The sequence below is a fragment of the Halomonas sp. LBP4 genome (genome assembly GCF_003202205.1).
In the GTDB taxonomy this organism is placed as follows: domain Bacteria; phylum Pseudomonadota; class Gammaproteobacteria; order Pseudomonadales; family Halomonadaceae; genus Halomonas; species Halomonas flagellata.
Genome location: NZ_PDOG01000001.1, coordinates 896369 through 921420, shown reverse-complemented (window position 1 = coordinate 921420; position 25052 = coordinate 896369). Strand labels below are relative to the sequence as shown.

The 25052-nt window shown below is 63.8% G+C and carries 29 protein-coding genes; 11 read left to right on the top strand and 18 right to left on the bottom strand.

Features of this window, described 5'->3' with window-relative positions:
* Positions 1 to 10: 10 nt before the first annotated feature.
* The 5 genes from CR157_RS04300 to CR157_RS04285 form a co-directional block, all read right to left on the bottom strand.
* Entirely contained in the window at positions 11 to 547 is a 537-nt protein-coding gene (locus tag CR157_RS04300) for a DinB family protein (RefSeq protein ID WP_110282274.1), read from the bottom strand.
* Between the two features lie 172 nt (positions 548 to 719).
* The gene (locus CR157_RS04295; RefSeq protein ID WP_110282273.1) at positions 720 to 908 is read right to left on the bottom strand and encodes a hypothetical protein; all 189 of its coding nucleotides are present in this window, start codon (positions 906 to 908) and stop codon (positions 720 to 722) included.
* Positions 909 to 996: 88 nt separating this feature from the next.
* Positions 997 to 1149: a hypothetical protein gene (locus CR157_RS22500; protein ID WP_181421958.1), complete on the bottom strand. Its 153-nt coding sequence runs from the start codon at positions 1147 to 1149 to the stop codon at positions 997 to 999.
* 12 nt (positions 1150 to 1161) lie between these two features.
* On the bottom strand, positions 1162 to 1428 hold the full coding sequence (locus CR157_RS04290; RefSeq protein WP_110282272.1) for a DoxX family protein: 267 nt from the start codon (positions 1426 to 1428) through the stop codon (positions 1162 to 1164).
* 51 nt (positions 1429 to 1479) lie between these two features.
* Complete coding sequence (locus CR157_RS04285; protein ID WP_110282271.1) at positions 1480 to 2241, bottom strand: hypothetical protein; 762 nt, start codon at positions 2239 to 2241, stop codon at positions 1480 to 1482.
* Between the two features lie 612 nt (positions 2242 to 2853).
* Between CR157_RS04285 and CR157_RS04280 the strand changes: the two genes are divergently transcribed.
* The gene (locus tag CR157_RS04280; protein WP_219999871.1) at positions 2854 to 4182 is read left to right on the top strand and encodes a DcaP family trimeric outer membrane transporter; all 1329 of its coding nucleotides are present in this window, start codon (positions 2854 to 2856) and stop codon (positions 4180 to 4182) included.
* Between the two features lie 348 nt (positions 4183 to 4530).
* Here the strand turns inward: CR157_RS04280 and CR157_RS04275 are convergent, their stop codons facing one another.
* From CR157_RS04275 to CR157_RS04250, 6 genes are all read right to left on the bottom strand, one after another.
* Positions 4531 to 5784, bottom strand: a complete 1254-nt coding sequence (locus tag CR157_RS04275) for a TrkH family potassium uptake protein (RefSeq protein ID WP_258364093.1) — start codon at positions 5782 to 5784, stop codon at positions 4531 to 4533.
* Between the two features lie 212 nt (positions 5785 to 5996).
* Entirely contained in the window at positions 5997 to 6989 is a 993-nt protein-coding gene (locus tag CR157_RS04270; protein WP_110282269.1) for an NHL repeat-containing protein, read from the bottom strand.
* An 8-nt stretch (positions 6990 to 6997) separates the two neighbouring features.
* Complete coding sequence (locus tag CR157_RS04265; protein ID WP_219999870.1) at positions 6998 to 7855, bottom strand: transporter; 858 nt, start codon at positions 7853 to 7855, stop codon at positions 6998 to 7000.
* A 76-nt stretch (positions 7856 to 7931) separates the two neighbouring features.
* The gene (locus CR157_RS04260; protein WP_110282267.1) at positions 7932 to 8255 is read right to left on the bottom strand and encodes a heavy-metal-associated domain-containing protein; all 324 of its coding nucleotides are present in this window, start codon (positions 8253 to 8255) and stop codon (positions 7932 to 7934) included.
* An 81-nt stretch (positions 8256 to 8336) separates the two neighbouring features.
* A complete protein-coding gene (locus CR157_RS04255; protein WP_110282266.1) occupies positions 8337 to 10775 on the bottom strand; it encodes a heavy metal translocating P-type ATPase in 2439 nt (812 codons plus the stop codon).
* A gap of 240 nt (positions 10776 to 11015) precedes the next feature.
* Positions 11016 to 11684, bottom strand: coding sequence for a MerR family DNA-binding protein (locus tag CR157_RS04250; protein WP_110282265.1), 669 nt, complete (start codon positions 11682 to 11684; stop codon positions 11016 to 11018).
* Between the two features lie 295 nt (positions 11685 to 11979).
* Here CR157_RS04250 and CR157_RS04245 point away from each other — a divergent pair, with 295 nt between their 5' ends.
* Entirely contained in the window at positions 11980 to 12663 is a 684-nt protein-coding gene (locus tag CR157_RS04245) for a haloacid dehalogenase type II (protein WP_110282264.1), read from the top strand.
* A 167-nt stretch (positions 12664 to 12830) separates the two neighbouring features.
* Here CR157_RS04245 and CR157_RS04240 read toward each other — a convergent pair whose 3' ends face one another.
* Complete coding sequence (locus CR157_RS04240; RefSeq protein ID WP_110282263.1) at positions 12831 to 13400, bottom strand: carboxymuconolactone decarboxylase family protein; 570 nt, start codon at positions 13398 to 13400, stop codon at positions 12831 to 12833.
* Between the two features lie 106 nt (positions 13401 to 13506).
* Positions 13507 to 14040 carry a TetR/AcrR family transcriptional regulator gene (locus tag CR157_RS04235; protein ID WP_181421956.1) on the bottom strand — a complete coding sequence of 178 codons (534 nt, stop codon included), beginning with the start codon at positions 14038 to 14040 and terminating at the stop codon, positions 13507 to 13509.
* Between the two features lie 206 nt (positions 14041 to 14246).
* Between CR157_RS04235 and CR157_RS23200 the strand changes: the two genes are divergently transcribed.
* The 5 genes from CR157_RS23200 (at position 14247) to CR157_RS04210 (ending at position 18886) form a co-directional block, all read left to right on the top strand.
* On the top strand, positions 14247 to 16658 hold the full coding sequence (locus CR157_RS23200; protein ID WP_110282261.1) for a PqqD family peptide modification chaperone: 2412 nt from the start codon (positions 14247 to 14249) through the stop codon (positions 16656 to 16658).
* 147 nt (positions 16659 to 16805) lie between these two features.
* A complete protein-coding gene (locus CR157_RS22495; RefSeq protein WP_181421955.1) occupies positions 16806 to 17117 on the top strand; it encodes a hypothetical protein in 312 nt (103 codons plus the stop codon).
* Between the two features lie 108 nt (positions 17118 to 17225).
* Positions 17226 to 17795, top strand: coding sequence for a DinB family protein (locus tag CR157_RS04220; RefSeq protein ID WP_110282260.1), 570 nt, complete (start codon positions 17226 to 17228; stop codon positions 17793 to 17795).
* On the top strand, positions 17795 to 18280 hold the full coding sequence (locus tag CR157_RS04215) for a DUF302 domain-containing protein (protein WP_110282259.1): 486 nt from the start codon (positions 17795 to 17797) through the stop codon (positions 18278 to 18280). Before CR157_RS04220 ends, CR157_RS04215 begins: the two co-directional genes overlap by 1 nt.
* 153 nt (positions 18281 to 18433) lie before the next feature.
* Positions 18434 to 18886, top strand: a complete 453-nt coding sequence (locus tag CR157_RS04210; protein WP_110282258.1) for a DoxX family protein — start codon at positions 18434 to 18436, stop codon at positions 18884 to 18886.
* Positions 18887 to 18932: 46 nt separating this feature from the next.
* On the opposite strand, the gene CR157_RS04205 is transcribed toward CR157_RS04210, so the two are convergent.
* Positions 18933 to 19589 carry a DUF3047 domain-containing protein gene (locus CR157_RS04205; RefSeq protein ID WP_110282824.1) on the bottom strand — a complete coding sequence of 219 codons (657 nt, stop codon included), beginning with the start codon at positions 19587 to 19589 and terminating at the stop codon, positions 18933 to 18935.
* Positions 19590 to 20288: 699 nt separating this feature from the next.
* Here CR157_RS04205 and CR157_RS04200 point away from each other — a divergent pair.
* Positions 20289 to 21290 carry a GGDEF domain-containing protein gene (locus tag CR157_RS04200; RefSeq protein ID WP_181421954.1) on the top strand — a complete coding sequence of 334 codons (1002 nt, stop codon included), beginning with the start codon at positions 20289 to 20291 and terminating at the stop codon, positions 21288 to 21290.
* 77 nt (positions 21291 to 21367) lie between these two features.
* Here the strand turns inward: CR157_RS04200 and CR157_RS04195 are convergent, their stop codons facing one another.
* Both CR157_RS04195 and CR157_RS22490 read right to left on the bottom strand, forming a co-directional pair.
* The gene (locus CR157_RS04195; RefSeq protein WP_258364059.1) at positions 21368 to 21589 is read right to left on the bottom strand and encodes a zf-HC2 domain-containing protein; all 222 of its coding nucleotides are present in this window, start codon (positions 21587 to 21589) and stop codon (positions 21368 to 21370) included.
* The gene (locus CR157_RS22490) at positions 21589 to 21747 is read right to left on the bottom strand and encodes a hypothetical protein (protein WP_181421953.1); all 159 of its coding nucleotides are present in this window, start codon (positions 21745 to 21747) and stop codon (positions 21589 to 21591) included. Before CR157_RS22490 ends, CR157_RS04195 begins: the two co-directional genes overlap by 1 nt.
* A 284-nt stretch (positions 21748 to 22031) precedes the next feature.
* Between CR157_RS22490 and CR157_RS22485 the strand changes: the two genes are divergently transcribed.
* The 3 genes from CR157_RS22485 to CR157_RS04180 all read left to right on the top strand — a co-directional run bounded on the left by CR157_RS22485 (position 22032) and on the right by CR157_RS04180 (position 24002).
* On the top strand, positions 22032 to 22346 hold the full coding sequence (locus tag CR157_RS22485) for an EthD family reductase (protein ID WP_181421952.1): 315 nt from the start codon (positions 22032 to 22034) through the stop codon (positions 22344 to 22346).
* A gap of 61 nt (positions 22347 to 22407) precedes the next feature.
* On the top strand, positions 22408 to 23448 hold the full coding sequence (locus CR157_RS04185) for a DUF3179 domain-containing protein (protein WP_110282255.1): 1041 nt from the start codon (positions 22408 to 22410) through the stop codon (positions 23446 to 23448).
* Positions 23445 to 24002: a hypothetical protein gene (locus CR157_RS04180; RefSeq protein WP_110282254.1), complete on the top strand. Its 558-nt coding sequence runs from the start codon at positions 23445 to 23447 to the stop codon at positions 24000 to 24002. The genes CR157_RS04185 and CR157_RS04180 overlap by 4 nt, the downstream gene beginning before the upstream one ends.
* 108 nt (positions 24003 to 24110) lie before the next feature.
* On the opposite strand, the gene CR157_RS04175 is transcribed toward CR157_RS04180, so the two are convergent.
* Both CR157_RS04175 and CR157_RS04170 read right to left on the bottom strand, forming a co-directional pair.
* Positions 24111 to 24317, bottom strand: coding sequence for a zf-HC2 domain-containing protein (locus CR157_RS04175; protein ID WP_110282253.1), 207 nt, complete (start codon positions 24315 to 24317; stop codon positions 24111 to 24113).
* Entirely contained in the window at positions 24314 to 24928 is a 615-nt protein-coding gene (locus CR157_RS04170; RefSeq protein ID WP_258364058.1) for a sigma-70 family RNA polymerase sigma factor, read from the bottom strand. Before CR157_RS04170 ends, CR157_RS04175 begins: the two co-directional genes overlap by 4 nt.
* Positions 24929 to 25052 lie beyond the last annotated feature (124 nt).

The following is a 25052-nucleotide window of genomic DNA, read 5'->3' as shown; positions in this document are numbered from 1 at the left end:
TGGGGCTTCTTCAGGCACTCCTTGCGGAATGTTCGGCCGATTCACGCTGCCAGTGCCGCAGCGTAGAGGGGTGGACGCCAAACTCCTCGGGTAGGCCGATGCCAAGGCTTTCCGCCAACAGACCGATGATCGCCATGTGATGAATGGTGTGACTGGTCAGGAAGGCCAGTTCACGTCCCAGGCTGGAACCAAGATCCAGAGTGGATCCGCCGGCAGGGTATGCCAGCTGGAGGGCGTCATGGACAGACTCTCGCTTTAGCCCTTGCAGCCTGCTCTCGATCCAGGCCAGACGCTGGGCGGCACGAAGCGGCGATTGTTCGAGAGACGTATCGCGCTGGCGATGCTCGTAGTCGATCGTGGCGTCGGCGGGCAAGGTACCGTCACCCAGCAAGGCATCGTAATGATCGATGAGGTGACGAATGTGTTTGCCCAGGGTGTGCCGTCCATGGTCGCCGAACGCTTGCCGGTAGTGTACCGGCGATAGCTCAGCCACGAAGTCCTTGAGCTGCGACAGGGCCTGGAGGTTCTCCTCGATGAGTTCCTCCATTTCCTATGAGGGCATGTGGGTAATGGATGACATGGTGCCTTTCCCGTTGGTTCTCTGAGTCTGTCCGCTATGCAGTGCAGTCAGAGTGGTGGAAGGGGGAGGGAGGGAAGCCAGAGCCAGTCTTTCGCATGCCTCCAGGCTCCAGCTTCCCATTCAGACGTTGGACGAGGGATCAGCCTTCAGCCTCGGCTTCACCTTCTGCCTCACCCTCGGCCATCATCTGATAGCCGCTTTCGGTGGCAGTGTCGGCATAGATCGCGTGCAGAGCCGAGCCGCCCGTGGCCAGCACGATAACCGGTACCGTATAGGCGATGCCCTTTGACAGGCTTTCGAGAAGGGTTCGCCGCTTGTCATCCGACATATGTGCTCCTGGTCCAGTGCGCCAGGGTTGTAACTTGATGAAAGAGTCCCTGGCCTGGCCGCAGTGACCCAGCAGGGAAGCGGTTTGCTCAGGCATTGTTGCCCTTGGCCATCAGGTACGCCGCCACTAGCACGAGAGTGGCTTGAAACATCATGCCGCCCAGCGGATGCATCGCTGTGGCCATGAAATGCCACTGTCCCCAGTACACCATGAAAATGGCGCCCAGCAGGGGCGGGACCATGATCAGCGCCCCTTACCGGGTGGCCAGATCGCCCAACGGATTAGCCATCATCCCACCGAGCAGGATCAGGAGCCCGGCGGTAATCTCTCCGAGCGCCACGGCAGTTCCCAGCACCACAGGCAGCTCCATCAGGCGGGAAAATGCCCCGATGCCGCTGCCCATGAACTTGTCAATCCCCAGGTAAAGAAAGACGCTGGCCAGGGCGAAACGAAGTATCCAGTGCGCATGCCGCTCGACAGGCAACGGGTCCTTATGGGGCGTGGTGATATCACTTTGCATATTGTCATCTCCTTGGCATGTATCGCTGAATACGCAGCGGAATAAGCGGTTTCACGATGTTGCGGCGATCCCGGCTGGTGCATGCTGGGGCGCCAGGAACTCTTTCAATGACTCGGCCAGCACCTGAGCCGAATCGGCCTCGTCATCCACCTCGACCGCGCGCCGCTCGCAACGGGAAAGCCAGTCGGCCAGCGCTGTCACGGTGGCCGTATCCAGCGGCTTGCCGTCGGCGGTAAAACAGGACGGCAGCAGGGCACCCAAGGTGTCCAGGGTCGATACGTGTCCATGAGCGGCGTCAGGCGCAGTCATGCGATGAGCCGAGGCGGCCTCTCGGGCCAGGTAGGCGATCACCGCCGGACCAAGCTTGGCCAGCGTCAATCGCGAGGCCACCACTTTATTCTTGGGCTTGAGAATCCAGCGCTTGTCGGGGGCTGACAGGGCTGCCTGCTGAAAGGCATGGTAGTCCTTCGGCATGGAATAGACCCGAGGAAAGAAGTCCAGGCGCGCTACGGCCTCGTGCGTGGGCCCGAACGTCTCGATGACTCGAGCCCGCATGGCGGCCAAGCTGTCGTGCAGGCGGCTTTTCACCGTGAGGGCACTATTCCCGGGAAAGTGGTTGAGCTTGCGCTGTGGCGATACTCGCTTGAACTGGGCAGGGTCGGGCATGCCGGTGAACCACCCGGCATCCCAGTGATCGGCGTCACCCTGCTCCCAGCCCAGCGGATCGAGCGCTTCCCGAAAGAACCGATCCTGCTCGGCGGCGCGCTTACCGCCCAACCAGTAGCGGCGCGAAAGGATCTTCTGGTCTGACATTCCCGAAACCTCCTGACCAAGCGGCTATCGTGTTACCTGTGGAGGCCTTGGTCGCGATGCGGTGAGAGTCCTTACAGCCCATTAGCCGCTGTTGCTGGGGCTTCTGCCAGATCTGGTCGTGGGCCGCATCGGCGCTGTCAAGGATGCAGGTAACCGGTCAGTCAGACAGGGGGCGCGGCCTGACCGTTGTGCACCAAATTTGACAATATCCATCGCCTCACTACATTAGGGCATAAGGTCCCGAGAACACTGTTCGGACGCTGCAAAGGAGAAAACGACGCATCACTGTCAATGGGGGCATGCTTGCCGGCCTGTCGACCAGGCTCGCGGCTTTTCAAGATTGGTGGGAGTTCGTCGTTGATGCTGTTGTCGTCGGGACCGATCACTACACACGCCAGGGGAATAATGAAAGAGACAATAAAGCACGGTTTTTTCTGTAAGTCTGAGGGTGTTATGACGACTCGCCTCACCAGGCACGTTTCACTGACGTGTCTGGCGAGGCGCATGCCTCGATGAAAGGGAGCATGCATCGAGGAGAGATCGTGCGCCTTTAACAACCATAAGATAGGGAGAGGGAAAATCGTCATGGGAAATCACAAGGGGAAAATCGTCATGGGAACTCACCATAGGAAAAAAATCTTTCCACTGTGGGGCGGTGCGCTGGGCCTCAGTGGAGCGCTGTTGCTGGCGCCACCCGCCCTGGCGCAAGACCGGGACGCTACGTTGGAGGCCTTGAGAACACAGATGGAGGCCATGCAGCGCCAGATCGAACGCCTGGAAAGCGAGCAGCAACGAGCGACCGCCGAGGCGCGCGAACGCGAAAGGGTCCCCGACAATGTGGTCACCGGCGGCGACACACCGGGAAGTTTCATGATTCCTGGCACCAATACCTCTTTCCAGATCGGCGGATACGCGAAGTTCGATGCCATCTACGACCTGGACCAGGATCTCGGCGATAGCCTGTTTGCCGATGGTATCGATGCCACCGATGACGACAGCGACACCTCGTTCCGGGCCCATGCCCGCCAGTCGCGGCTCTATATCAAGAGCTCCACGCCGACGCTCCTGGGGGACGCCACCACCCATATCGAGGGTGACTTCTTCGGGGTTGGGGGCAACGAGGTCTTCACCAATGCCCGCAGCTTCCGGCTGCGCCATGCCTATGGCGAGGTGGCGGGCCTCCTGGCCGGCCAGACCTGGACGAATTTCATGCATTTCGCGGCCTATCCCACCACCGTCGATTTCGATGGCCCGGTGGGGGTGAGCTTCATTCGCCAGGCCCAGCTGCGCTATACCCTGCCGGCCGGCCCCGGCGACCTGTCTGTCGCTTTGGAAAACCCCGAGGGTACCGGGTTCGCAGGCTCGCGTGACACGGCACCGGACGCGGCCGCGCGTTACCACTGGGACGGCGAGGGGGCCGCGGTCGAAACCGCCGCGGTGGTGCGACGCCTGAAAACCGATGATGCCGCTGCGTCCGGCGATGATTCCACCATCGGCTATGGCGTGCTGCTGGCGGGCAACATCGACGTGACCGACAGCACCAGGCTGATGGCCGGGGCCATCTACGGCGACGGTATCGGCCGCTACCTCTACACCGCCAACGGAGTCGATGACGGCAGCGACTCCATCGGTGCGGCCTTTATCGATGGCGATGGCGAGCTGGAAACCATCGAGGCCTATGGCTTCAACGCCGCCGTGGCTCAGCAGTGGACACCGAAGTTCAGCTCGGGCCTGTCCTATGGTCAGGTGCGGGGGGATCGACCGCGCGATCTCTTCCCCGATTCCACCCGCAAGCTCGAAAGCATCCACTTCAGCCACTTCTACCAGTTGACCGACCCGGTAACGCTGATGTTCGAAGTGTCACACGCCCGGAAGGAGATTAAGAGCCGGGATGAGGAAGGTAACACCCGGCTGCAGTTCGCTGCCCAATACAATTTCTGAAGACCCATTTCTGAAAAACCAGTGTCAAAAAGGCGCCACTTGAACGAGTGGCGCCTTTTCTCTCCTGTACCAGTAGCGTATGCAGTGACCTCGGCCTTATCCGCTGCCATTACCCGCCATGGGGAAGGTCAATCGGTGCCGCTGCAACGCTTGTTCTTTATCGCTCATCCCGCGCAGCAGGACAGTTGCTTGACGTCCTTGGAGAAGGTCTGGGCGCAGAACTTGAGTACCTCGATCCCTTCGGCGCGGAAGGCGGTCTCGATGGCCTCGCCGATCGCCGCCAGGCGCTTGGGAATGGTGTCGCACTCCAGGCCGTGGTGGAGGTCCAGTAGGGTTTCTTAAGAAAGATTAGCCAATCTGCAGCTCCGACTGCATCGAGTCCCGGGAGGAAGCAAAGGCGGAGCCGACCAGATAGGCCACCGTCAGCGGACACACGCGCCCCACGAACATCATCACCATGATGATGACCTGGCCCCCACCGGAAAGCTCCGTCGTCAAGCCCTGCGTCAGGCCAACGGTGCCAAGGGCGGAGGTGGCTTCAAACGCAACCGTCAGCAGGTCGGCGTCTTCGGTCATGGACAGGGCCAGGGTGCCCATGAAGATGCCGAGTACGGCCATGACCGCTACGGCCAGCGCCTTGAGCAGGGTGGTCGTGTCAATGGCTTGTGAAAACAGCGTGGGTTGGCTTCGGCGCCGGAGGTAGGCCCAGGTGGCGGCGAGCAGGACGAACAGGGTGGCCACCTTGATGCCGCTGCCGGTGCCGTTGGCGCCTGCACCCACGAACATCAGCAGCATCAGCACGAGGCTGGTGGGCTGGGTGAGGGCGCTGATGTCGAGGCTGTTGAAACCCGCGGTTCGCGGTGTCGTGGCCTGCAGCCAGGAGGCCCATAGCTGATCGGAGAGACCGGGTAGCGCGGCCAGGGTGGCCGGATTGTCCGACTCCAGCATGTAGATCATGGCGGCTCCCATGACACTCAGCACCAGGGTACCGAAGAGCACGACCTTGACGTTGATGTCCAGTTGTCGGCTGCGGGGATAGTCGAGAATCCCGATGACCACGATGAAGCCCAGTCCTCCGATCAGGTAGAGGGCGGGAATCACCATATTGATGACCGGGTTCCCGGCGTAGGCCATGAGGCTGTCGGGTGAAAGGGTGAAGCCGGCATTGTTGAAGGCAGAAACCGTGTGGAACAGGGACCACCAGAGTCCCTGAAGCCAGCCATGCTCGGGCACCCAGACCAGCGCCAGGGGCACCAGGGCGATGCCTTCTATCACAAGCGCCAGTTTGACCACCGCCTTGGCGGTGCGTATGACGTCCCGAGGGTGGGTCTCGTTGTAGGGGGTGCTCGCGACCAGGTAACGCCTGCCCCTGACACGCCCACCGAGTGACAGCAATGCCAGCACGGCGAATGTCATGAGCCCCAGACCACCGGCTTGCATCAATACGAGGATGACGGCCTCGCCCCAGATACTGAAGCTGGGGCCGGTGTCGGTCACGACCAGGCCGGTAACGGTCACCGCCGAGGTGGCGGTGAACAGGGCCTCGCCCCATGAAAGGGGGGCGTGCACGGCGAGCGGTAGCTTGAGCAGTGCCGTTCCCACCAAGATTAACACCATGAACCCAGCGGTCAGCAAGAAGGGAGGGCTGATTCGCCAGGCACGCTGCAGGCGTTGGTGATGTCGTTCTCGCCGAAGGTCCATTGGCGTGGTTCCCGTGATAATCGCCAGAGCTGATGCACTTCACCGCCGCTCCCGAAAGTCGTGATTCATCGACGGCTTGCGGGGCTGCATGCTCTGTTTATTTCCCCTTCTGTTCATTTCACCCTATCGTCGACCGGTCGCCATTTCTCGATGCGATTGTTCTGGAAGTCGGCGACGAATACCGTGCCGTCCGGTGCGACATCCAGGGCGATGGCGTGATGGAACTGTCCCGGACCGTCGCCTGTTTCGCCGAAGGTGTTGAGGAACTTTCCCTCGGCGGTGAAGACCTGGACCCGGTCATTGTAGAAGTCAGCGGATAACACCCGCCCCTCCGGCCCTATGGCGATGCCCGTCACGGTGGTGAGCCAGCCGTTGAACGGGCCATAGAGGCCGATGGCGAAGGGGCCACCCCACTTGCGCAGGAATTCACCATCGGCGTCGAACACCTGCACGCGGTTACCGTAGCCGTCCGCCACGTAGAGCGTTTCGTCGGTGGCGAGCGCGACATCGGTAGGGTAGGTGAACTCGCCGGCTCCTCGCCCGGTCTCGCCGGTCGTGCCCCATTGGCGAATGAACTCACCATTCGCGCCTAGCTGCTGTACGCGCTGATTGTAGAAGTCGGCCACGAACAGGTCGCCGCTCGCGGCAACGGCGACACCGCCCGGGGCATCGAATTCGCCGGGTCCCTCCCCGGGGCCACCAATGATATCCAGGGGCTCACCAGCCAGGTTGAAGACCTGAAGGCGGTCATTCATGTACTCGGGCACATAGAGCTTTTCCTCATGGATCGTCAGGTTCATCGGTCGCCCGAGTTCGCCGGGGGCATCGCCGGGGGTGCCGAATTCACGTTTGAATTGCCCTTCGTGATCAAAGACCTGGATTCGCCCATTGCGCGCATCGGCGACAAACACTTCATCCGCGGTGACGGCAACGCCGGTCGGATCGTCGAATTGCCCCGGCTCGCTGCCCTGGCTCCCCCAGGCGCCGACGAACTCATGGCCCGGTCCTTTCACTCGGGGCACGAAGGCAGCATAGGAGGCAATGGCAGCAACCGCCACCAGGCCTGTGACGATCGCCCCGACCTTGAACAATCGCTTTGCTTGCATGAAAACCCCTAAAAGTTAATACGAAAACCCATCCGGGTGGTGAAATCATCCTCCAGCGCCGTGCCATTCAGGTCCTGGGCGGCGGGGAGCTGGACAATGCCCTCGATGATCCAGCGGCGGGTCACATATTGCAGGCCCGGTGAAAGGAACAGCTGGGTTCCCCCTGAGTTCGCATCCCGCACCCCGTTCATCTCATTCTTTTCATGGTGGATCAGGTTCGCTTCCAGCACCCCGTACAAGAAACCGGGCACACCGCTACCCAATTTCCGCGGCCAGAGGCGGTACTGGAAGGAGCCGTCGAGACGCGCCTCATCACCGAACTCGAAACCGTTGGCCTCGGTGTTGGCCTGATAGGCGAACTGGGCATCGAGCTGATAGGCCAACGTCTGGTAGGTCAGGGCCACGCCACCCAGCGGGTCCCAGGAGCCGGAACCGGACTGCAGCGGCTGCGGCAGCCGGCCGAACCGGTCCCGCTCATCGTCGTCTCCGGTCGGCGTTTCCACGCCGAGAAACGGCGCCACGCGGAAGGTGCGGCCCGGCGCGTCGTCCTTAAACGCCGTGTAGCGCGCAAACAGGCGCGCATCGCCGAGCCCACGGCTGCTTCGCTCGAGGCGCTGCCCGCCGGGGCCATCGAGATCGAGCTCCTTGTCGAGATAGGGAAGGGCGCCGAACAGGGCGAGATCACGGGTCAGGCCGTAACCGAGCACCGTGATGGCACCGATGACCCTCAGGTCCCGGCGGGCAGGGCTGGGGTCATCATCGGCCTTGCGGTACAAGAACTGCTCGCGGAATACGAGGTTGCCTTCCGCGACGGGTAGCGCCGTGTTGAAGGTCTGGGGAGCCGCCTGAGCCAGGCCGGGCGCCATTATCGCCACCACGGCCAATAGTCGAGGACCGGCGGCTGTCTTGCGCCGACAGTGCGTCATGAATCATGCCCCCTCGTCATTGATCATTGGTCGTTGCTGGGGCGTCGAGTGCTTCGAAGCTGCCCAGCGTGAACCCGGCCCGATCGACGGCCTGTTCGGCGCGCGACTCGTCGAGCGTGTGCCCGTCGTCCATGGTGACGATCATCCTGCCGGCCTGGATGTCCGTTTCGATCGTCTGTACCCCTTCGATCTTGCCAAGCTGCTTCTCGATGCCATAGGCGCAGAAAGGACAGGCGAGTCCGTCGACCTCGATCTGGTAACTGGGTCCGGCAGCAAGGACCACCGTCGAGATGACAGCGGCAACCAGTGCCAGCAATAAGGCGTGAATCCTGGATGTCATGATGGCTTACCTCGTTGAGCGGTGCGTTGTTCTGCCCAACCCCCACGAGGGGTTCCTGGGCGGATGTCTGGGGCCATGGCTTCACGACGCCTTCGAGCGCACGCTGGCCACGGCGTCGAACAGCAGCGATGGCCGCTGCCATAGCGAATTGATGAAGATGGTGGTCACGCTGGCGGCCATGGCCACCATGGCCCACACCGGGTAGATCAGGCCGGTGGACGCCAGCGGGATGCCGATGCCGTTGAACAGGAAGGCCAGCGAGACGTTCTGCCGCATCTTGCGATACCCCCAGCGACTGATCCGCCAGGCGGTCACCACGCTGCCCACCCGGGCGTTGAGGATGATGATGTCGGCGGCGTCGATGGCGATGTCGGTGCCGCTGCCCATGGCGATGCCCACGTCCGCCTGCATCAGCGCCGGGGCGTCATTGATGCCGTCGCCGACCATGGCGACCCGTGCCCGCCGCTGGAGTTCCCGCAGCAGGTCGGCCTTCTGCTCCGGCAGTACGCCGGCGTGGACGGTTTCGATGCCCACCAGTTCGGCAATATGGCGGGCGGTGCGCGCGTTGTCGCCGGTCACCAGCGCGGTGTCAATGCCCAGTGAATGGAGCCGTTGCACGGTCTCCGCGGCGTCGGCCCGCAGGCCGTCGCCCAGGGCGATGGCCCCCAGCAGTCGTTCGCCACGAGCGACGACGATGACCGTCTGGCCCTGGCGCTCGGCAATCTCGATGCCATCGTTCACCGGTGCCAGGTCAATGCCCTGTTCGACGAGAAAGGTCGGGCTGCCGACCCATACCGGTTCGTCGTCCACCCGGGCGGTGACGCCGCGGCCGGAGTGCGCCTGGAACTCGGCTACGTCGGGTATCGCCAGGTCCCGTGACAGGGCCGCTTCGACCACGGCACGCCCCAGGGGATGTTCCGAGGCGGACTCGACCGCGGCAGCCAGCGACAGCAGCGTGCCTTCGTCGCCATCGACACTGGTGACATCGCGTACCGCGGGGCGTCCCTCGGTGAGGGTGCCGGTCTTGTCGAACACCACGGTGGTGACGCGCCGCAGGGCCTGAAAGGACTCGCCGGTGCGCATCAGCACCCCCTGGTCGGCCGCTTCGCCGGCGCCCCGCACGATGGAGAGCGGGGCGGAGATGCCCACGGCGCAGGGATAGCCCATTACCAGCACGGTCAGGGCGGCGAACACGGCCCGTTCCAGGTCGGACGCGGCTCCCCAGAGCAGCGGCGCACTCATCCAGAACACGAAGGCCAGTGCAGAGACGATCAGCACCGTGGGGGTATAGACCCGCAGCACCCGGTCCACCAGGTGCAGCAGGCCAGGCTTGAGCGCCCGTGCATCTTCCAGGCTGCGTACCACCTGCTGCAGGAAGCTCGCCTCGTCGGTAGCCGTCACCCGCACCACCAGCGTGCCGGTGCCATTGATGGCGCCGCCGACCACCGAGTCGCCCACTCCTTTCTCGATCGGCAGGGGTTCGCCGGTGACCAGGGACTGATCCACGGCCGAGACACCAGCGATGACCTCGCCGTCCACCGGGATACGCTCACCGGGGCGGATACGCACCCGCAAGCCGGTTTCCACCCGTTCCACGGGCAGATCCCGTTCGCCGCCTTCTTCAATGACATGGGCGGTCTCCGGCTGCAGGTCCAGCAGGCGGCGCACCGACTGGGAGCTGCGGGTCTTGACGATCAGCGAGAGCCACTCGGAGAAGAGATGATAGGTCAGCACCATGACCGAGACGGCGAAGAAGGCGGCGGTGGGGTAGCCGTCGGGCCGCACTGCCAGGCCGATGCCGCCGCCGACCAGTCCTGCAAAGGCCCCGATCTCCACCAGCACATGCTGGTTGAGAATGCCCCGCCGCAGGGCCTGATAGGCCATGACCAGCATCTGCCGGGCGATACCGAACACCATTGACACAGCCAGGACCGCCACCAGGATCGCCTCCTGGCCCGCCAGCATGCTCCCGGCGCGCAGCCCGAACAGGGCCAGGCCACCCAGGGCCAACAGGGCGCTACCGCCCAGGGCGGCTCCGGTGCCCTGGCCGCGAAGGACGGCATAGCCGAAGATCACCAGGCTGACGTAGACCAGGGTGGAGAGCCCCAGGGTCCAGGGCGATGTGGGATCGACGATCAGGCCCACCGCCGCCAGGCTGGCGGCCAGCGCCACCAGGAAGCGGTTGCGCTCGCGAGCCAAGTCGCGCTCCTGGCGCTCGTAGGGCTCGACCTTGCGGGGATCGCTGAGACGATAGCCAATGCCCTGCAGGGTGCCCATGAGCGCCTCGGCACTGGTCTCGCGGGCGTTGTATTCCACCAGGGCCTGTTCGTGGGTGAGGCTGACCGCCACTCGGCGTACCCCCGGCTTCTGCCCCAGGGCGCGCTCGATGGTGCCGGTGCACAGCGAGCAATGCAGCCCGCCGATGTGCGCCCGTACCCGTCGGATATCCGGCTCATCGGTCGGCTCCAGGTGCCATGGCTGGAGGCAGTCTTCCGGTGTCGCTGAGGTTGCCGTATGCATGGTTGTCCCCTCATCTGATGAGGTCATGCTCCAAGGGTAGGGCCCGTACTTGACTACGGAGTCAAGCGCCGGTGGGCATCGATGCGGGAAGACACTGGAGAGGAGGCGCCGGTCGGCCCATCAAGTCCAGGAGAACGCCAGCCAGAGGGTCCAGCCACCCAGCGTCACCAGTACGGCACCCGTCCAGCGTGGCATGCGTCCGGCGAGGCCAGCGGCAAGGCAGTCGCAAACTCCAAGGCGCTAGTCTGCCTCTGTCGCGATGCTTGCCGAGTACCCCGCACCGCGCACCGCCTCCACGAGCTGCTCGCCGGAGACCCGTGAGGCGTCGACCGCCACCCTGGCCTCACCATTCTCATGGGAGACCGAGCACCCCTTGACCCCCGGCTGCTGTTCGAGAATCTGGCGGACGATCTCCGCACAGCCGTTGCAGTGCATGCCGCCGATGGTGAGTCTCACTGTCTGCATGCCTTTCTCCTTTCTCCTGGTCGGCTCGCCGGTCAGTACCTCGTCGTGTTCCAGGGCGTCGAGGATGGAACAGCATTGAAGCGGCCCTTCTCCCGGACAACTGTCGAGAAGCGTCGTCAGCCCTTGGCGGATACGCTGGAGCCGCTCGATCTTCTGGTCCACATCCTGAAGCTTGGCGGTGGCACGCCGCCGCACGTCGCTGGCATCGGCGCTGTGGGTGGTACGCAGCATGAGCAGCTCGGCGATCTCGCGCAGGGAGAAACCGAGTTCCTGGGCACGTCGAATGAAATGCACCCGCCGCACCGTCTCGCCCGGATAGACGCGATATCCTCCCCCCTCCGGCCGAGTGGGCTGTTCGATGAGTCCGCGTCGTTCGTAGAAGCGAATCGTCTCGACCCCGACACCCACCGCTTTAGCCACTTTGCCAATGGTCATGTCACTCATGGCGGCACCCGTACACGTCTATGAGGATAGATTAATGGCCGTACCATGGTACGGGGGCAAGGGGCGCACACCCGTTACCGGCCATGATGTCGCTCATGCCGCTCAGCACGACAGCTGCAGTACATCCTGGGTCAAGGTCCAGCCAGGCGACGCGCCCAGCCCCGGCCCCCAGGGAATGGCAGGGCTGGCGCCGGCGCCGATCAAAGCGGTGGCCTTCTCGCCGCCCTCTTGAGTCCGCGCCCGTCAGGCGCCATGCTGCTGGCATTGCAACACGTCAATCCAAGGAGCTGAGCGGATGGCAACGGTACTGGCCTTCGATGTCTACGGGACCCTGATCGACACCCATGGCGTGGTCACCGAGCTGGAGGAGCGGCTCGCCGCCTCCGACAAGGCGGCGCTGGCCGCCGAGTTCTCGCGGCGCTGGCGCGACAAGCAGCTCGAATACAGCTTCCGACGGGGCTTGATGGGGGCCTATGTGGCCTTCTCGCAATGTACCCGGGAGGCGCTGGAGTTCACTGACCGCGCCCTGCAGACCCACCTGGCGGACGTCGACAAGGACCACCTGATGGCCACCTACGCCCGGCTACCGGCCTTTCCCGAGGCGGCCACGGCACTGGCACGGTTCTCCGCGGCCGGGGTGCGTTGCGTGGCCTTCTCCAACGGCACCGGTGAGGCGGTCGCCGGGCTACTCGAGCAGGCCGGGTTGCTCGAGCACTTCGAGACGGTGATCAGCGTCGACGAGGTGAAGCGCTTCAAGCCCGACCCGGCGGTCTATGCGCACCTGCGCAACCGGCTCGAGGTCACCCCCGGCGATACCTGGCTGATCTCCAGCAACCCCTTCGATGTCATCGGCGCCCGGCATGCCGGCCTGCATGCCGCCTGGGTGCGCCGCAGCCTGGATGCCCCCTTCGACCCCTGGGGCATCGAGCCCGACATGACGGTGGCGGATCTCGACGGCCTGGCCGAAAGGCTCGGTTGAACCGCCATGTCTCGCGGTCAGGATGATCGAGCGGGAGCATGGTGATGCATCGCCATGCTCCCGAGGGATCAGTTCACCAGCCGATCCAGGTCCTGTTTCACCAGCTCCACCGGCCGCGATACCTCCCGGCACAACGCTCCGGCCGTGAATGCCGGGGGCAGGGGCGGTCAGCCCTTCCAGGCGTGGCCGGCGAAGGCCTCGTCGAGTTCCGGATGATTGACGTGGTTGGAGTAGTTGGAGAGCGTCTTCACGGCCAGCGCCAGCACAATCTGCAGCACCTGCGCCTCCTCGAAGCCGGCGTCCAGGAAGGCCTTGACGTCGTCCCGGGTGGGCATGCCGCGGGTCTCGAACATCACCTTGGTGAACGTGCTCAGGGCCGCCAAGCGCTCATCGGGGATGGGTTGGTCATTACGGATGGCCTCCAGCACATCGGCGGGTACCTGCGACATCTTTTCCGCCAGCATGCTGTGGGCCGCCATGCAGTAGTCGCAGCCGTTGAGCCGACTGATGGTCAGGAGCACCACTTCCTGCTCGGGCGGTGCAAAGCCGGATTCCTCGCGGAACAGCGTATAGCCATGCAGGTAGGTGTCCAGGACCCCGGGTGCCTTGGCCATGCCCTCGTACATCTTGGGCACGAAACCCAGCTTGGCGTTGGCCTGCTCGAGCAGCGGCCGGGCCTTGGCGTCGGCGTTGTCGAGGGTCTGGGGCGCGAGTCGCATCTGATAGTCGGCTGCCATGGGGTACCTCCTGTCGCATGGTGGGACACCGCGATGGGTGTCGGGTCATATATGGATCACTTGGTCCATATGTTGCGTAAAACCTTACGGCTTCAATCAGGCGCCGTCAGCGAAGCGTGTCGAGGAGCAACTGTGCGGCAGCCTCGACCTGTGCGCGATCGGCACCGGACTTGAGCAGGGTGCGCAGGCCGGCCATGCCCAGCGTCAAGTAGGTCGCGAGTGCCAGGGAATCGCGGTCCGCGGCGATATCGCCTTCGGCCTGGGCCCGCATGACGGCCTCCTGGAATAGCCCGGTGATGGCCTCCACGCTGCGCCTGGCCTCGCTGGCCGCGAGGTCGCCCCGCTGGCCGAGCTCACTGGCCGAATTGAAGATCAGACAGCCCAGGCCGGCACGCTCGCTGCCGGCCTCCCGGGCCGTCTCCCCGAACAGGCCCTCCAGGAAGGCCATGGCCGAGGGTGAGGCCTCGAGCCGGCGGTTCAGCTGGCCGATCAGGTTGCCGCGGTAGCGGCGCAGTGTCTCGAGGAACAGTTGCTCCTTGTTGCCGAAGGCCTGGTAGAGGCTACTGCGCGAGATGTTCATGGCCTCCAGCAGGTCGCGGGTCGAGGCACTCTCGTAACCACGGGCCCAGAAGACCTGCATGGCGGCGTTCGTGGCCGCGTCGGGGCTGAATGCGATGGGGCGTCCTCGTGTCATGCCCTGGAATTTAGTACCGATCAGTCCATAAATCAACCCCGCGACAGATCGCGTTTCGGTTGTTATCGCTGTAAGGACGGGGGGCGAGCGACGACGTAACCATTACGGTGCACCACACGACAACAGCGACGGCCGAGCAGGAGAGCGTGGGAATGACGGAGCAGCACTCGCCGACACGGCGTTTCTGGCTGGGTGGCAAGCGGGCCGCCGAGCAGGATCGGTTTTTTTGTGAGGCCCTGGAGCAACTGGGCTGGGAGGCAGGAGACGAGACCCACTGGGACGCCGGCTGGGTCACGGGCATGCCCGATGCCGAGCAGTTCCACCGGGTCTCGCCGCAGCGCAGGCTCAACCACTTTCCGGGCAATGCGGCGCTCACCGTCAAGAGCCGGCTCCACGACAGCCTGGCGGTGCTGCGTGAGCGCATTCGCGAGAGCCACGGTGCCGACAGTGAACTGGCAGCGCGGCTGGCGTTTTTCCCCCGGGCCTACGTAATGCCCCATGACTATCATGCCCTTCAGGAGGCGGCCCTGGCGAACCCGGGGCAGCGCTGGATCCTCAAGCCCACCAATGCCTCCAAGGGCAAGGGTATCAGGGTGCTGCGCGATGTGGCCGAGGCCCCCCTGGCACCAGACTGGATGGTCCAGGAGTACCTCGCCAATCCCCATACGATCCGGGGCCACAAGTATGTCCTGCGGCTCTATGTACTGATTTCGGCTATCGAGCCGCTGCGCGTCTATCTCTATCGCCAGGGGTTCGCCAAGCTGGCCTCGGAACCCTGGGACCCCGAGGATGCCGACAACCCCTACAGCCAGCTGACCAACCCGGACATCAACGCCCTCAACGCTCGGGCGGAGGTGCCGGTGGAGTTCATCGACCTCGACCGCTATCGCCAGTGGCTCCGCGATCAGGGCCATGACGACGACCAGCTCTTTGCCCGGATCCACGATCTGGTTGCCCTGACCGTGATTTCCGCGGTGGATGCCATCCGACAGCGCACCGCCCGGGCTGGCGCCGACCCTCGGGGATGCTATGAGCTGCTGGGGCTCGACTGCCTGGTGGACGACACGCTCAAGCCCTGGATTCTCGAGTGCAACCTCAGTCCGTCGCTGGGCATCTGTGCCGGGCCGGAGAGTGGCGGGCGCATCGAGGAGGCCGTCAAGGGTGGCCTGGTCCGGGACATGATCTCGCTGCTGGACATCGATGGCGCCGCGCCGCCGGCAGACGAGTCGTCCGGTGCCGACGTCAGCGCCCGCCTGGTCGCCGAGGCCGAGGCGGAGCTGGCGCGTGCCGGAGACTTCCAGCGCCTGTTCCCGGCGGCGGAACCGTCGCGCTATCTGCCGTACTTCTCACTGCCGGCGCTGGCCGACATCCAGTTGGCCGATGGCCTGGCGGGCCGCGCCGTCGCCCGCCCGGTGCTGCAGCGCCGCCATGTGGCGGAGTTGCTGGATGACGACCAGCTCGCCCTCTATGCCACCCATACCGGTCGCTACTACCGGCCCAACGACTCGGCGGCGCTGATCTGGCTGCTGGCGACGGAGGGGCTGGATCCCGACGCCATTGCCCTCGAGCTGGCCCGTGCAGCGGTTACCGAAGGCGATCCCCCTCCGGACCATCAGGCGCTGCGCCGTGACGTGTGGGCCACGTTGGCCCGCTGGTGCCGTGCCGGCCTGCTGTGCCAGCAGGGGAGCATGGCCGTGCCGGCGTCGCCGACGACCGGCGCAGGGGAGTCGCGCCCGACGCCGACGACGGTGGCCTCGTCGGGCCGGGCCATGCAACTGGCTTTCGATGGCAGGCGTTGGGCCCTGCATGTCGACAGCGCCCCCGCCAGCGCCCGGCTATCGGACCTGCTCGAGGGGCGGCTCGTGCCGCTGAGCGACGAGGCGGCGAGTCGATTGCCGCGGCTGGAGGTCCTGCGCGATCCGGCAGGCTACACCCTGGCGACCGACGGCGAGGTGCTGGCGTCGCGACTGACGCTGGCGCAACTCGGCTCGGCGCTGCTGGCCCACCTGGTGCGCCAGGCCGCCACGGCGGATCGCCTGGTGATCGATGCCGGGCTGTTGGTCACACCACAGGGCTCGGGGGTGCTCTGCCTGTTCCCCGCCGGGGAGCAGAGCGGCGATGCCTTGCGGCAGCTGGTGTCGGCGTCGGGTGGCGTCCTGGCACGGGGGCTGCGGCTGACCATGGCGGGGGCGCCAAGGGTCGAGCCGCTGGGGCTGCCCATGCCGGAAGTGGCCGTCGGCAGCCCGGCAGGGGTGCCCGAGAGCGTCGAGATCCGCAGTGTGCTGTGTATGCACCCCGACGGGAGTCCGGGCGCTGCACTGGATCCGGCCTCCTCGCTGGACGTCCTGGGTGCGCTGCTGCCGTGCTGCGTCTCCGTCACCGGCGCGCCACTGGACGCGCACACGGTAACGGCGCTCGGCGAGTGGCTCTCCGGGCTTGACCGTCGCTCGCTGTCGCCTGGCGAGGAGGAGCCATCCCCGACGGCGGTTGCCGCCTGGCTGGCCACGCTTGGCGAGCCGGGAACCAGTGCCAGCCGGTCCGACACGGCCACGGCCAATGGCTGAGAACTGTTGGCACCGGCAGGTGCACGAGCATAGCGCGGCGCCGCGTGAAGCGGTGACGCCGAGGAGAAGCCAGCCACGAGGGCTGCCTTCATTGCACGATGACATGCTGTCGCATGTCGCCCTTTTGTCATCATGGAGGTCATTATCATGACACTGCAAGACGAGAAGCGTCGTAGCCTGTTGAGTCGGCTCAGCCGCCAGTTGGGCTACTCGGCCCCGGCACTGGTGCTGGTGGCCAGTGGCGCGGCCTTCCAGGCCGTGGCCAGCGAGACGTCGGCCGATCCGGCCTTCACCAGTGGCCAGGAAGCGCCCCTGATGCTGGCGGAAGCCCAGGCCGAAGGAGACGCAGAGGCCGAGGGTGAAGCCGAAGCCGAAGCCGAAGCCGAAGGTGAAGGAGAAGGTGAAGCCGAAGGTGAAGGAGAAGGCGAAGGAGAAGGAGAAGGTGAAGCCGAGGGTTGAGCCGAAGCCGAGGGGTAACTGTTCTTCAGGCCCCTGAACGGGTGGCCGGGCCGGACGCCACAGGCGCCGGCCACGGCTTCCTTACTTGTGATCAACAGGTGAACCGCCATGTCGCCCACAGCACACAGGTCTTTCCCGCCGCAGGAGGGGCTCATCGAGGAGAACCTCCTGGCGTTGTCACAGTTGAGGCATTTCGTCGGCGATCTGGAGCCGGAGCACTACCGCCAGGCCTTCGGTCACCACGGTCGCCATACGCTCGGCAAGCACGTTCGCCATATCATCGACCATTACGATGCCTTGCTGAGCGGTCTGGAGGCCGATGGCGATGTCATCGACTACGAGCGGCGCCGTCGCGACGAGCTCCTCGAGCAGTGGCCGCACCAGGCGGCTCGCCGCCTGGCCGAGATCGAGGCCGTGCTGGCGGCCTTGGTCGACCGGCGTCCATCGGTTCGGTTGGGCCAGACCTATCCCGTCGGCGACGGCGCGCTGGTGCTGGAGACCAGCCTGGCGCGCGAACTCGCCTTCCTGACCAGCCACACCATTCATCACATGGCGATCCTCGGACTGCTGGCCGAGCAGATCGGCATCGCACTGCCCGAGGCGTTCGGGGTCCACCCTTCCACGCTGCGGCATTGGCAGCGTGAAGCCTCTGTCCCGGTGTCGGCGAGGAGTGCCTGATGGCTCGGGCGCTACTGGCGACATGGCTCCTGGCGCTCCTGCTGGCCGCGCCCGTGACGGCGGATACTCGCTGGCCCGAGCAGGGGTGGGAGGTGGTCCCCACCTCACTCGCCTATGCCGAGCTGCTGGAGGCCCTGCGCGACGCCGTCGAGGCCGAAGGGATGTTCATCGTGACGGAAGCCGGGCCCACCGAGGCCGCGGCCAGGCGTGGCGAGTCTATTCCCGGTAATCGGGTGGTCGGCGTCTTTCGTAACGATTTCGCCGTGCGCACCCTGCGTCTCAGTGTCCCTGCCATGATCGAGGCGCCCATCCGCTTCTACGTTACCGAGAACGACGACGGAAGCGCCACCCTGTCCTGGAAGACCCCGAGTCATGTCCTTGCCCCCTATGTCGAGGAGGGCGGCGAGGCGCTGGAGGAGATCGGCCGCGAGCTCGATGCCGTATTCGCGGCCATCGCGAGTCGAGCAGAGGAGGGGACAGAGTAGCTCGCTGCCGCTGCGGATGGTGGCCGACTTGCCGGTAATCGCCTCCGCCCGCCTGTAAGGAACCCGCGACCAGACCGACCAAGTCCGCGCCTGCCTGCCGCCCGATGTGGCGTAACAGGCCGTAGAAATGCTCCGGAATATCGAGGAGGCGAAATGACGAAGATCGCGAGTCTATTGTTGCTGAGGGTATCGCTGGGGGGGCTACTGCTGGTCTGGGGCGTGAACAAGATCCTCAATGTCGATCACAGCCGGGCCATTGCCGAGAACTTCTACTCCGGGGTCCTGGCAAGCGGGACCCTGCTGCCGCTGGCCGGCGCCGGCCAGATACTGATCGGCCTGCTGGTGATCATCGGACTGGCCAGGCGCTGGGTCTATCCGCTGCAACTTCTGCTCAACGGGGCGTCGCTGCTGGCGGTCAGTGCCTCGGTGATCGATCCCTGGGGATGGTTCCTTGAAGGCACCAACGTCTTGTTCTATCCCTCCCTGATCATCTTCGCCGGCAGTCTCGTGGTGATGGCATTCCGGGAAGAGGATCGGTTTGCCTTGGATGCCAGGCATCGGACTCGGCCTGCCTCCTGGGTGGCGCGCCGTAACTGCGGCTCTTGAACGCCGGCACCTGGCCGACTGTCGGCCAGGTGCCGGGCTTCATGTCTCATGGACACTCGGGCGGATCGTCACTGGCCGAGAATCCCAAATGCGTGTACCAGGCGGTGGCATCGACACCGGCATTGTCACCATCGCTCATCACTGCCACCCCATCGACACGGCTGGCGCGCTCCCCGAAGAGTGTCTCGAAGTCCTCTCGCACGTCCCTGACTTCCGCTACCCATTGACCCACGCGCGATTTCCCGCCCTGAAGGGCCAGTAACCGGGCGCGTGACGTGAAGGCATTGGGCCAGTCCGAGCCCGCTGGCTGACTCGAAGCCCAGACATAGTTCACCGACTGGACCTGCCAGGGCAGGATCCCCGTCTTCCGCACCACATAGATCCGCGCCGGATAGTCGTCCCCGGCCTTGGTGGTTTCATCGAGCCCCTGATGGATCCCCGATACCTGCCAGCACCAGTGGAGGTAGGGCGTGCGGTCCAGATCCACCTCCTTTTCCAGATACTTCGCCGAGGCCTGTTGTCTGGCTCTGGCCTGGAGCACTCGAGTGCCATCTCGCTCGACGAGCCGGTACTCCGTCTCGCCTTCGAAGGAGCGTGTCGGCCAGGCCATCATCGCCTCGGCGGAAAAGGAGAGCTCGTCGGCCGCCAGGGAGAGGCAGCTTGCCAGTAGCAGCACGCCAACCGGGATCAGGGGCTTGATCATCGAGGCTACGTCTCGCTGTGTCATGAGGATGCAGGCAATCCGTCTTGGTCGCATAATCGACGACTTCCTTACCGGATAATAAGAGATCATTTCAGCCGTTCGGCGGTGAAATCAAGGCTGATCTCGACCCGGAGCGCCAGCCATAGGGAAAGTTTGGCCGCCAACGACCTGATCCCGCATCTTATCCAGTTGGCCTGCAATATTCTGTGACTGCTGGGGTCGCTCGGCACGACCGGCGGGCTCAGGCCGGTGCGTCAACCAGCCGAACCTTTTACGCCCCCGCTACGACCCATCTCGCTGGCGAATTCTGTGGCTATTTGTTAATCGTCTTCCATGATTTGTGGCGCAGCCTGGCCAGCATGTCAGCCATGTGGCAAGGTGGACATGAGTGTCTGCTTGAACGGTTTTCTCCATGTTATTTTCAATACAAAGTCCGATTAAATGGCGAGTCGATGCATTGGATATGGGATGGGTTCCTTGCGTGTGGACCCGCCTTGTCTCCTCTTTATTGTACAAGGTGGGTGGTAGGGGGAAGGGTTTATGGTGAATCCTGCCTTGTGGCATGGTAAAATCATAAGGCGATTCCGATGTCCGCCGGCTCACGATAAGTCGTCGTGAGCTTGAAAGCCTCACTAATAAGAAGGTGTCCTAATGCCCCATCAAGGCCCTTTTCCACCACTGGTATGGGATTCTAGGCGTGTGCAGATTCAGGGGTTCACGACAGGCTTGCATCAGGTCGAGTGGTTGCTGGTTTCGCTGGTTGCCCTGTACTTGGTGATCATTGGCACTCCGGATGAGGGCGGCTGGGGGCTCGTGGTGGCAACCTCTGCCTATTTCGGTTTCAGCCTGGTGGCCAGTCGCTTGAGCTTCTTCGGTGAAAGACAGCGTTGGCTACTGGCGATGCATACCTGGGTCATGATCGGTTTCATCACCTGGTTTCTCTATCGCACCGAAGGCGTGACCGGGCCGATGATGAGCCTGTATCTGCTGGCAGTGGTGACTAGTGCCTTGACGTTGGGGGTCTTGGCGACATTGCTTGAGGTGGTTGCGATTGCCGCTTGCACCCTGCTGCTTTTTCATCTTGCCGGAGGGAGTGTCATGACGCCTGCTAATCTGACACTGTTCGGCACCAACATCATCGCGTTCTTGATAGTCGGTTACCTTACGTCGGCGTTGGTCAATGCCATTCATGTATCCAATCGGATGCTATTGGATATGGCCAGTCTGGATTCCTTGACGGGTCTCTTTAATCGCCGAGCCTTTGATGACCTGGTCAAGCCTATTCATGCGCTGGCCCAGCGTTCTCGCCGCCCCTACAGCGTGGTAGTCATCGATATTGACGAACTGAAAGTCATCAATGATAGCCTCGGCCATGGAGCAGGCGATCAGGCTATTCTGGCCTTGGCTCGACAACTTCAGGACTGCAAGCGAAGCAGTGACCTCTTGGCGCGCTATGGTGGGGATGAGTTCGTGATGCTGCTTCCTGACACCGATGCGGATGGGGCAAGAATCATGATGCAGCGTCTGGTCGCTACCGACAAGGGTGACGAACCACGTATCAGCATCGGCGTGGCGTCCTATCCTGAACATGGCGATCGGTTTGAACGTCTGCTCGAGTATGCCGATAGTGCCATGTACCATAGCAAGTCGTCGGGTGGAAATCGCGTCTCCGTCCGAGGCCATGCTAAAGCAGATGGCTAATGCCGAGATTCGCTTCATCGCCAATGTCCTATGGAGCACCTTAGCAATCATAGTGCCAAGGAGCGGGTCCAGTCCTGTCATTTGTTTCCTGGAGTGGTGTGCCTGTCCACTGAGCAATCGAATACTTCGAAATGCTTTCCGGCCTGGTGCAATAGCCGGAACTGCTGATTGCAGCGTGTGCAGGCATCGCACATGGCAAGATGCAGCTTGAGTGAAAGTTTTTCCTGGAATGTCAGAGGGGCATCAAGTTGTCTGGACATCAGGCGAGTCGCCTCTTTGCACATCATCATCTTGAACATCATATTTCTCCGTGAGCCAGTCTTCCTCGATGCCTAGGCTTGATCTCATTTGGTGAAGAATCGAAGTTGCTTTCCTTGAGCCCTGCCTGGTGGCAGAGGTCATCGGTCGCCAGCCGCTGCATATGGACCCGAATGCCCTCTGCCGTGATCGGATTCATGTTGTCTTTCCTGCCCGGGCTGGCGTCAGGAGAGCGAACCAGCGTGATGGGGGCATGGAACCATGAGGGTTCAGTCGTCAGTCCTTGCTCCTCCTTACACCGCTCCTTCGTCGGCGGCTTGTGAAGTGCGGGGCAGGGCTACGGCCATGCGGGAAGCGCCGCGTGTAATGAAGGAGGCGATCTTTCCACCAAGTAGAGAGGGCCGCGGGGCAGTGACGGTCGGGGGACCGGCGCCGTTGCCTGGTGCTGCAGGGATGATGAGGCGATATAGAGGGGGCACAGAGATGATCGATGTACTGGTGATGTACCCGAACCGGGATGGCATGCGCTTCGACGATGGCTATTACCTTGGCGAGCATGCCGCGCTGGTGGCGCGTTTACTGGATGGGCACGGGATGAGATTCATGCGTGTAGCCAAGGGAAGCGATACCGGGTCTCCCTACTATATCGTGACGCATCTTGGTTTCGATTCTCTTGAAGGCTTCCAGACCGCGATCGATGCCGTGGGCAGCACCATCTTCGAGGACATTCCCCGCTTCACCGATGTGGAACCACTGATTCAAGTCGGTCACGTGTTGGTGAACCATCCCTTGAGTTGAGACGTGTCACCGGTTCCGGAGCAGGCGCGTGGCCGGCATGGGACCGGCAGAGGAGGATGCCATGATACCGCGTATGCTGCGCTATTCAGCGCTGGGCATCGCCCTGAGCCTTGTGCCGTTGTCATCCATGGCAGCGGCCCCCCCCATCCAGGAGACACCCACGGTGCCTGTGGTGCACTCCTTGGCGTCTTTTCGGGAGGCCGTCCGTGCCGGAGGGCCCGGCAAGGACGGTATCCCGTCCATCGATCGCCCGCGCTTTCAGTCAGCGGGAGAGGCGACGCTGAAGGATGGGGACAAGGTCATCGGTGTCTACCATCGCGGCCAGGCCCGGGCTTATCCCCAGCGCATCCTGGTCTGGCACGAGATCGTCAATGACGAACTGGGCGGTGAGGCGCTGAGCATCACCTACTGCCCCCTGACGGGCACCGCGCTGGGCTTCAAGCGTGGCGAGACCGAGCTCGGCGTCTCCGGCAAGCTGGTCAACAGCAACTTGATCATGTATGACCGCGCCACGGACAGCGAGTGGCCCCAGATCCTGGGAGTGGCCATCGACGGGCCCCTGGCCGGCCAGGGGCTCGAGGAGCTCCGAGTATTCTGGACCACCTGGGGGGCCTGGAAGGCACGCCATCCCGAGACCGAGGTGCTGACCGATCAGACCGGTTTCGTGCGCAACTATCGACGCGACCCCTACGGAAGCTACAACCCCACCAGCGGCTATTATGCGCCCGACAGCCGCCGGTTGTTCCCGGTGATGCAACGCGATGATCGTTTTCCGCCCAAGACCGAAGTGTTCGGTGTGCGTGGTCCCGAGGGCGCACTGGCCATCACCCGTGAGGCGCTACGCGAGGAGGGAGTGGTCGATGTCACACTGGGCGAGCGTCGCTACACCGTCATTCATGACCCGGGGCTGGACACTGGCTGGGCCTTCCACAATCCCGAGGGTCTGGAGATTCGACCGACCGAGCTCGACTTCACAGCCGAAGGCGTCACCGGGCCGGGCATCGACTCGCTCGAGGCGGTGAATGGCTTCGAGGCCATGTGGTTCGCCTGGGCCGCCTTCTACCCCGATACCTATCTGTATGAGGGGCAGGAGGCACCATGAAACCGCTTGCCCGAGTCATCCTGAGGATGCTTTCGCGCCCCACCTCGGCCGGCGCGGCAGGCGCCGTCATGGCGGCCTATGCGCTGCTCTACCTGTGGCTGACCGGCGACATCGCCGGTGGCGGCGCGGGTGGTTGGCAGGCCACCTTTCCCGCCTGGGAACGGGTCTTCCAGGCGCGGGGCCTGTTTCAGTTCGAGCCGGTGGGGCTGCTCACCCTGGGAGCGCTGGTGTGGACCTTCAGCCCGCTGAATACCCTGCTCGCTGTTTCCATGGGGTTGCTGGTCGGATTGAATATCGTGGCCGGCTGGTGGCTCTGGCGAACCCCGCGGCAGTGCGGTCTGAGCGGGTCGAGTACCGGACTGCTGGCGGCGATTCCGGCGCTGCTGGCCGGTGGGGCCTGCTGCGCTCCCATAGTGCTCATCTGGCTGGGGCTGCCGATTGCCGGGGTCCTGGCCAGTCTGACGCCGTTCCTGATTCCCATTGCGCTGTTGCTGCTGGTGGCCGGGCTGTGGCTCAGCCTGCGACGGCTGGTCGGGGAGGGAAGCCCCCGCTGACGTGCCGGCGCCACGATCTCGAAGATTGTGACCTGCCTCTGGAGCGGGTGGCCGAGGTCCTGTCGGGCATTGCCGCCCGGGCCGCGGGCGACTGATTCCGACAGGCTCCTAGTCCCGCCGCTCGGGCGGCGTCCTGTCATCCAGAGCGGCCTCGAAGCGCTGCCCGATCCCATGCAGTAGCGTGAACTGCTCGTCGCAGCGACGGCAGGCGTCGCACATCATCAGGTGCAGGCGTAGCGAGAGTCGTTCCTGGAACGTCAAGCGGCGATCCAGCTTGAGTGACATCAGGCGGGTCGCCTCCTTGCACATCATCATATGGTCTCCTCCTTCAGCCAGCGCTTTTCCAGGCAGGCACGCAAGCGTAGCCGGGCGCGGTGCAGGATCACCCAGCAGTTGTTCTCCTTGATGCCGATCTCCTGGCAGATCTCTTCTGTAGAGAGCCCCATCAGCTCGCGAAGCGAGAAGACCCGGGCGATATTGTCCGGCAGGGCAGTCATGCAGGCGTCGAACACCTGCCAGAAATGCTCGTTCTCGAAGGTGACGTCAGGCTCTCCCCAGTTGCCGGGGCGGGCATCGTCCTGCCAGCGGCCATTCTGCTGGAACTGGCGATCAATGGCGTCGTCGTCACTTTCATCATCCAGGGGCTGCCAGCGCCCCTGTCGTTTCTGGACGCGCAGCGTGTCGAGTATCTTGTACTTGAGAATGCCGAAGACCCAGGTCTCGTAGCCGGAACGTCCGGCGAAACTCGCATCCTTCTCGATGGCTGCCATCAGCGCCTCCTGCACGGCATCCTCTGCCAGGGCGTTGTCACGCAGGTGCAGGCGGGCGAAGGAGAGCAGTCGAGGCCGCACGGCCGTCAGGCGTGCCATGCGTCTAGCCGATTCGGTCATGCCGTCGTCCCCCTGGCGGATCGTCTCGTCCGTCATGTGGTGTTCGCTCCCGAGTTATGCTGTCAGGGGTCATGCTAGTCCGTCCATTATGGCAAGACAGCTTGTCTTTGTCGTTTCATCCTCGATGCACGCAGCGACCTGGCGCTCAGGGAACGCCAGG

What these genes read in the sequence shown, in the direction of transcription:
- CR157_RS04300 (WP_110282274.1), bottom strand. Translation starts at nt 547, where the DNA reads ATGGAGGAACTCATCGAGGAGAACCTCCAGGCCCTGTCGCAGCTCAAG.
- CR157_RS04295 (WP_110282273.1), bottom strand. Translation starts at nt 908, where the DNA reads ATGTCGGATGACAAGCGGCGAACCCTTCTCGAAAGCCTGTCAAAGGGC.
- CR157_RS22500 (WP_181421958.1), bottom strand. Translation starts at nt 1,149, where the DNA reads ATGGTCCCGCCCCTGCTGGGCGCCATTTTCATGGTGTACTGGGGACAG.
- CR157_RS04290 (WP_110282272.1), bottom strand. Translation starts at nt 1,428, where the DNA reads ATGCAAAGTGATATCACCACGCCCCATAAGGACCCGTTGCCTGTCGAG.
- CR157_RS04285 (WP_110282271.1), bottom strand. Translation starts at nt 2,241, where the DNA reads ATGTCAGACCAGAAGATCCTTTCGCGCCGCTACTGGTTGGGCGGTAAG.
- CR157_RS04280 (WP_219999871.1), top strand. Translation starts at nt 2,854, where the DNA reads ATGGGAACTCACCATAGGAAAAAAATCTTTCCACTGTGGGGCGGTGCG.
- CR157_RS04270 (WP_110282269.1), bottom strand. Translation starts at nt 6,989, where the DNA reads ATGCAAGCAAAGCGATTGTTCAAGGTCGGGGCGATCGTCACAGGCCTG.
- CR157_RS04265 (WP_219999870.1), bottom strand. Translation starts at nt 7,855, where the DNA reads ATGGCGCCCGGCCTGGCTCAGGCGGCTCCCCAGACCTTCAACACGGCG.
- CR157_RS04260 (WP_110282267.1), bottom strand. Translation starts at nt 8,255, where the DNA reads ATGACATCCAGGATTCACGCCTTATTGCTGGCACTGGTTGCCGCTGTC.
- CR157_RS04255 (WP_110282266.1), bottom strand. Translation starts at nt 10,775, where the DNA reads ATGCATACGGCAACCTCAGCGACACCGGAAGACTGCCTCCAGCCATGG.
- CR157_RS04250 (WP_110282265.1), bottom strand. Translation starts at nt 11,684, where the DNA reads ATGAGTGACATGACCATTGGCAAAGTGGCTAAAGCGGTGGGTGTCGGG.
- CR157_RS04245 (WP_110282264.1), top strand. Translation starts at nt 11,980, where the DNA reads ATGGCAACGGTACTGGCCTTCGATGTCTACGGGACCCTGATCGACACC.
- CR157_RS04240 (WP_110282263.1), bottom strand. Translation starts at nt 13,400, where the DNA reads ATGGCAGCCGACTATCAGATGCGACTCGCGCCCCAGACCCTCGACAAC.
- CR157_RS04235 (WP_181421956.1), bottom strand. Translation starts at nt 14,040, where the DNA reads ATGCAGGTCTTCTGGGCCCGTGGTTACGAGAGTGCCTCGACCCGCGAC.
- CR157_RS23200 (WP_110282261.1), top strand. Translation starts at nt 14,247, where the DNA reads ATGACGGAGCAGCACTCGCCGACACGGCGTTTCTGGCTGGGTGGCAAG.
- CR157_RS22495 (WP_181421955.1), top strand. Translation starts at nt 16,806, where the DNA reads ATGACACTGCAAGACGAGAAGCGTCGTAGCCTGTTGAGTCGGCTCAGC.
- CR157_RS04220 (WP_110282260.1), top strand. Translation starts at nt 17,226, where the DNA reads ATGTCGCCCACAGCACACAGGTCTTTCCCGCCGCAGGAGGGGCTCATC.
- CR157_RS04215 (WP_110282259.1), top strand. Translation starts at nt 17,795, where the DNA reads ATGGCTCGGGCGCTACTGGCGACATGGCTCCTGGCGCTCCTGCTGGCC.
- CR157_RS04210 (WP_110282258.1), top strand. Translation starts at nt 18,434, where the DNA reads ATGACGAAGATCGCGAGTCTATTGTTGCTGAGGGTATCGCTGGGGGGG.
- CR157_RS04205 (WP_110282824.1), bottom strand. Translation starts at nt 19,589, where the DNA reads ATGATCAAGCCCCTGATCCCGGTTGGCGTGCTGCTACTGGCAAGCTGC.
- CR157_RS04195 (WP_258364059.1), bottom strand. Translation starts at nt 21,589, where the DNA reads ATGTTCAAGATGATGATGTGCAAAGAGGCGACTCGCCTGATGTCCAGA.
- CR157_RS22490 (WP_181421953.1), bottom strand. Translation starts at nt 21,747, where the DNA reads ATGAATCCGATCACGGCAGAGGGCATTCGGGTCCATATGCAGCGGCTG.
- CR157_RS22485 (WP_181421952.1), top strand. Translation starts at nt 22,032, where the DNA reads ATGATCGATGTACTGGTGATGTACCCGAACCGGGATGGCATGCGCTTC.
- CR157_RS04185 (WP_110282255.1), top strand. Translation starts at nt 22,408, where the DNA reads ATGATACCGCGTATGCTGCGCTATTCAGCGCTGGGCATCGCCCTGAGC.
- CR157_RS04180 (WP_110282254.1), top strand. Translation starts at nt 23,445, where the DNA reads ATGAAACCGCTTGCCCGAGTCATCCTGAGGATGCTTTCGCGCCCCACC.
- CR157_RS04175 (WP_110282253.1), bottom strand. Translation starts at nt 24,317, where the DNA reads ATGATGATGTGCAAGGAGGCGACCCGCCTGATGTCACTCAAGCTGGAT.
- CR157_RS04170 (WP_258364058.1), bottom strand. Translation starts at nt 24,928, where the DNA reads ATGACGGACGAGACGATCCGCCAGGGGGACGACGGCATGACCGAATCG.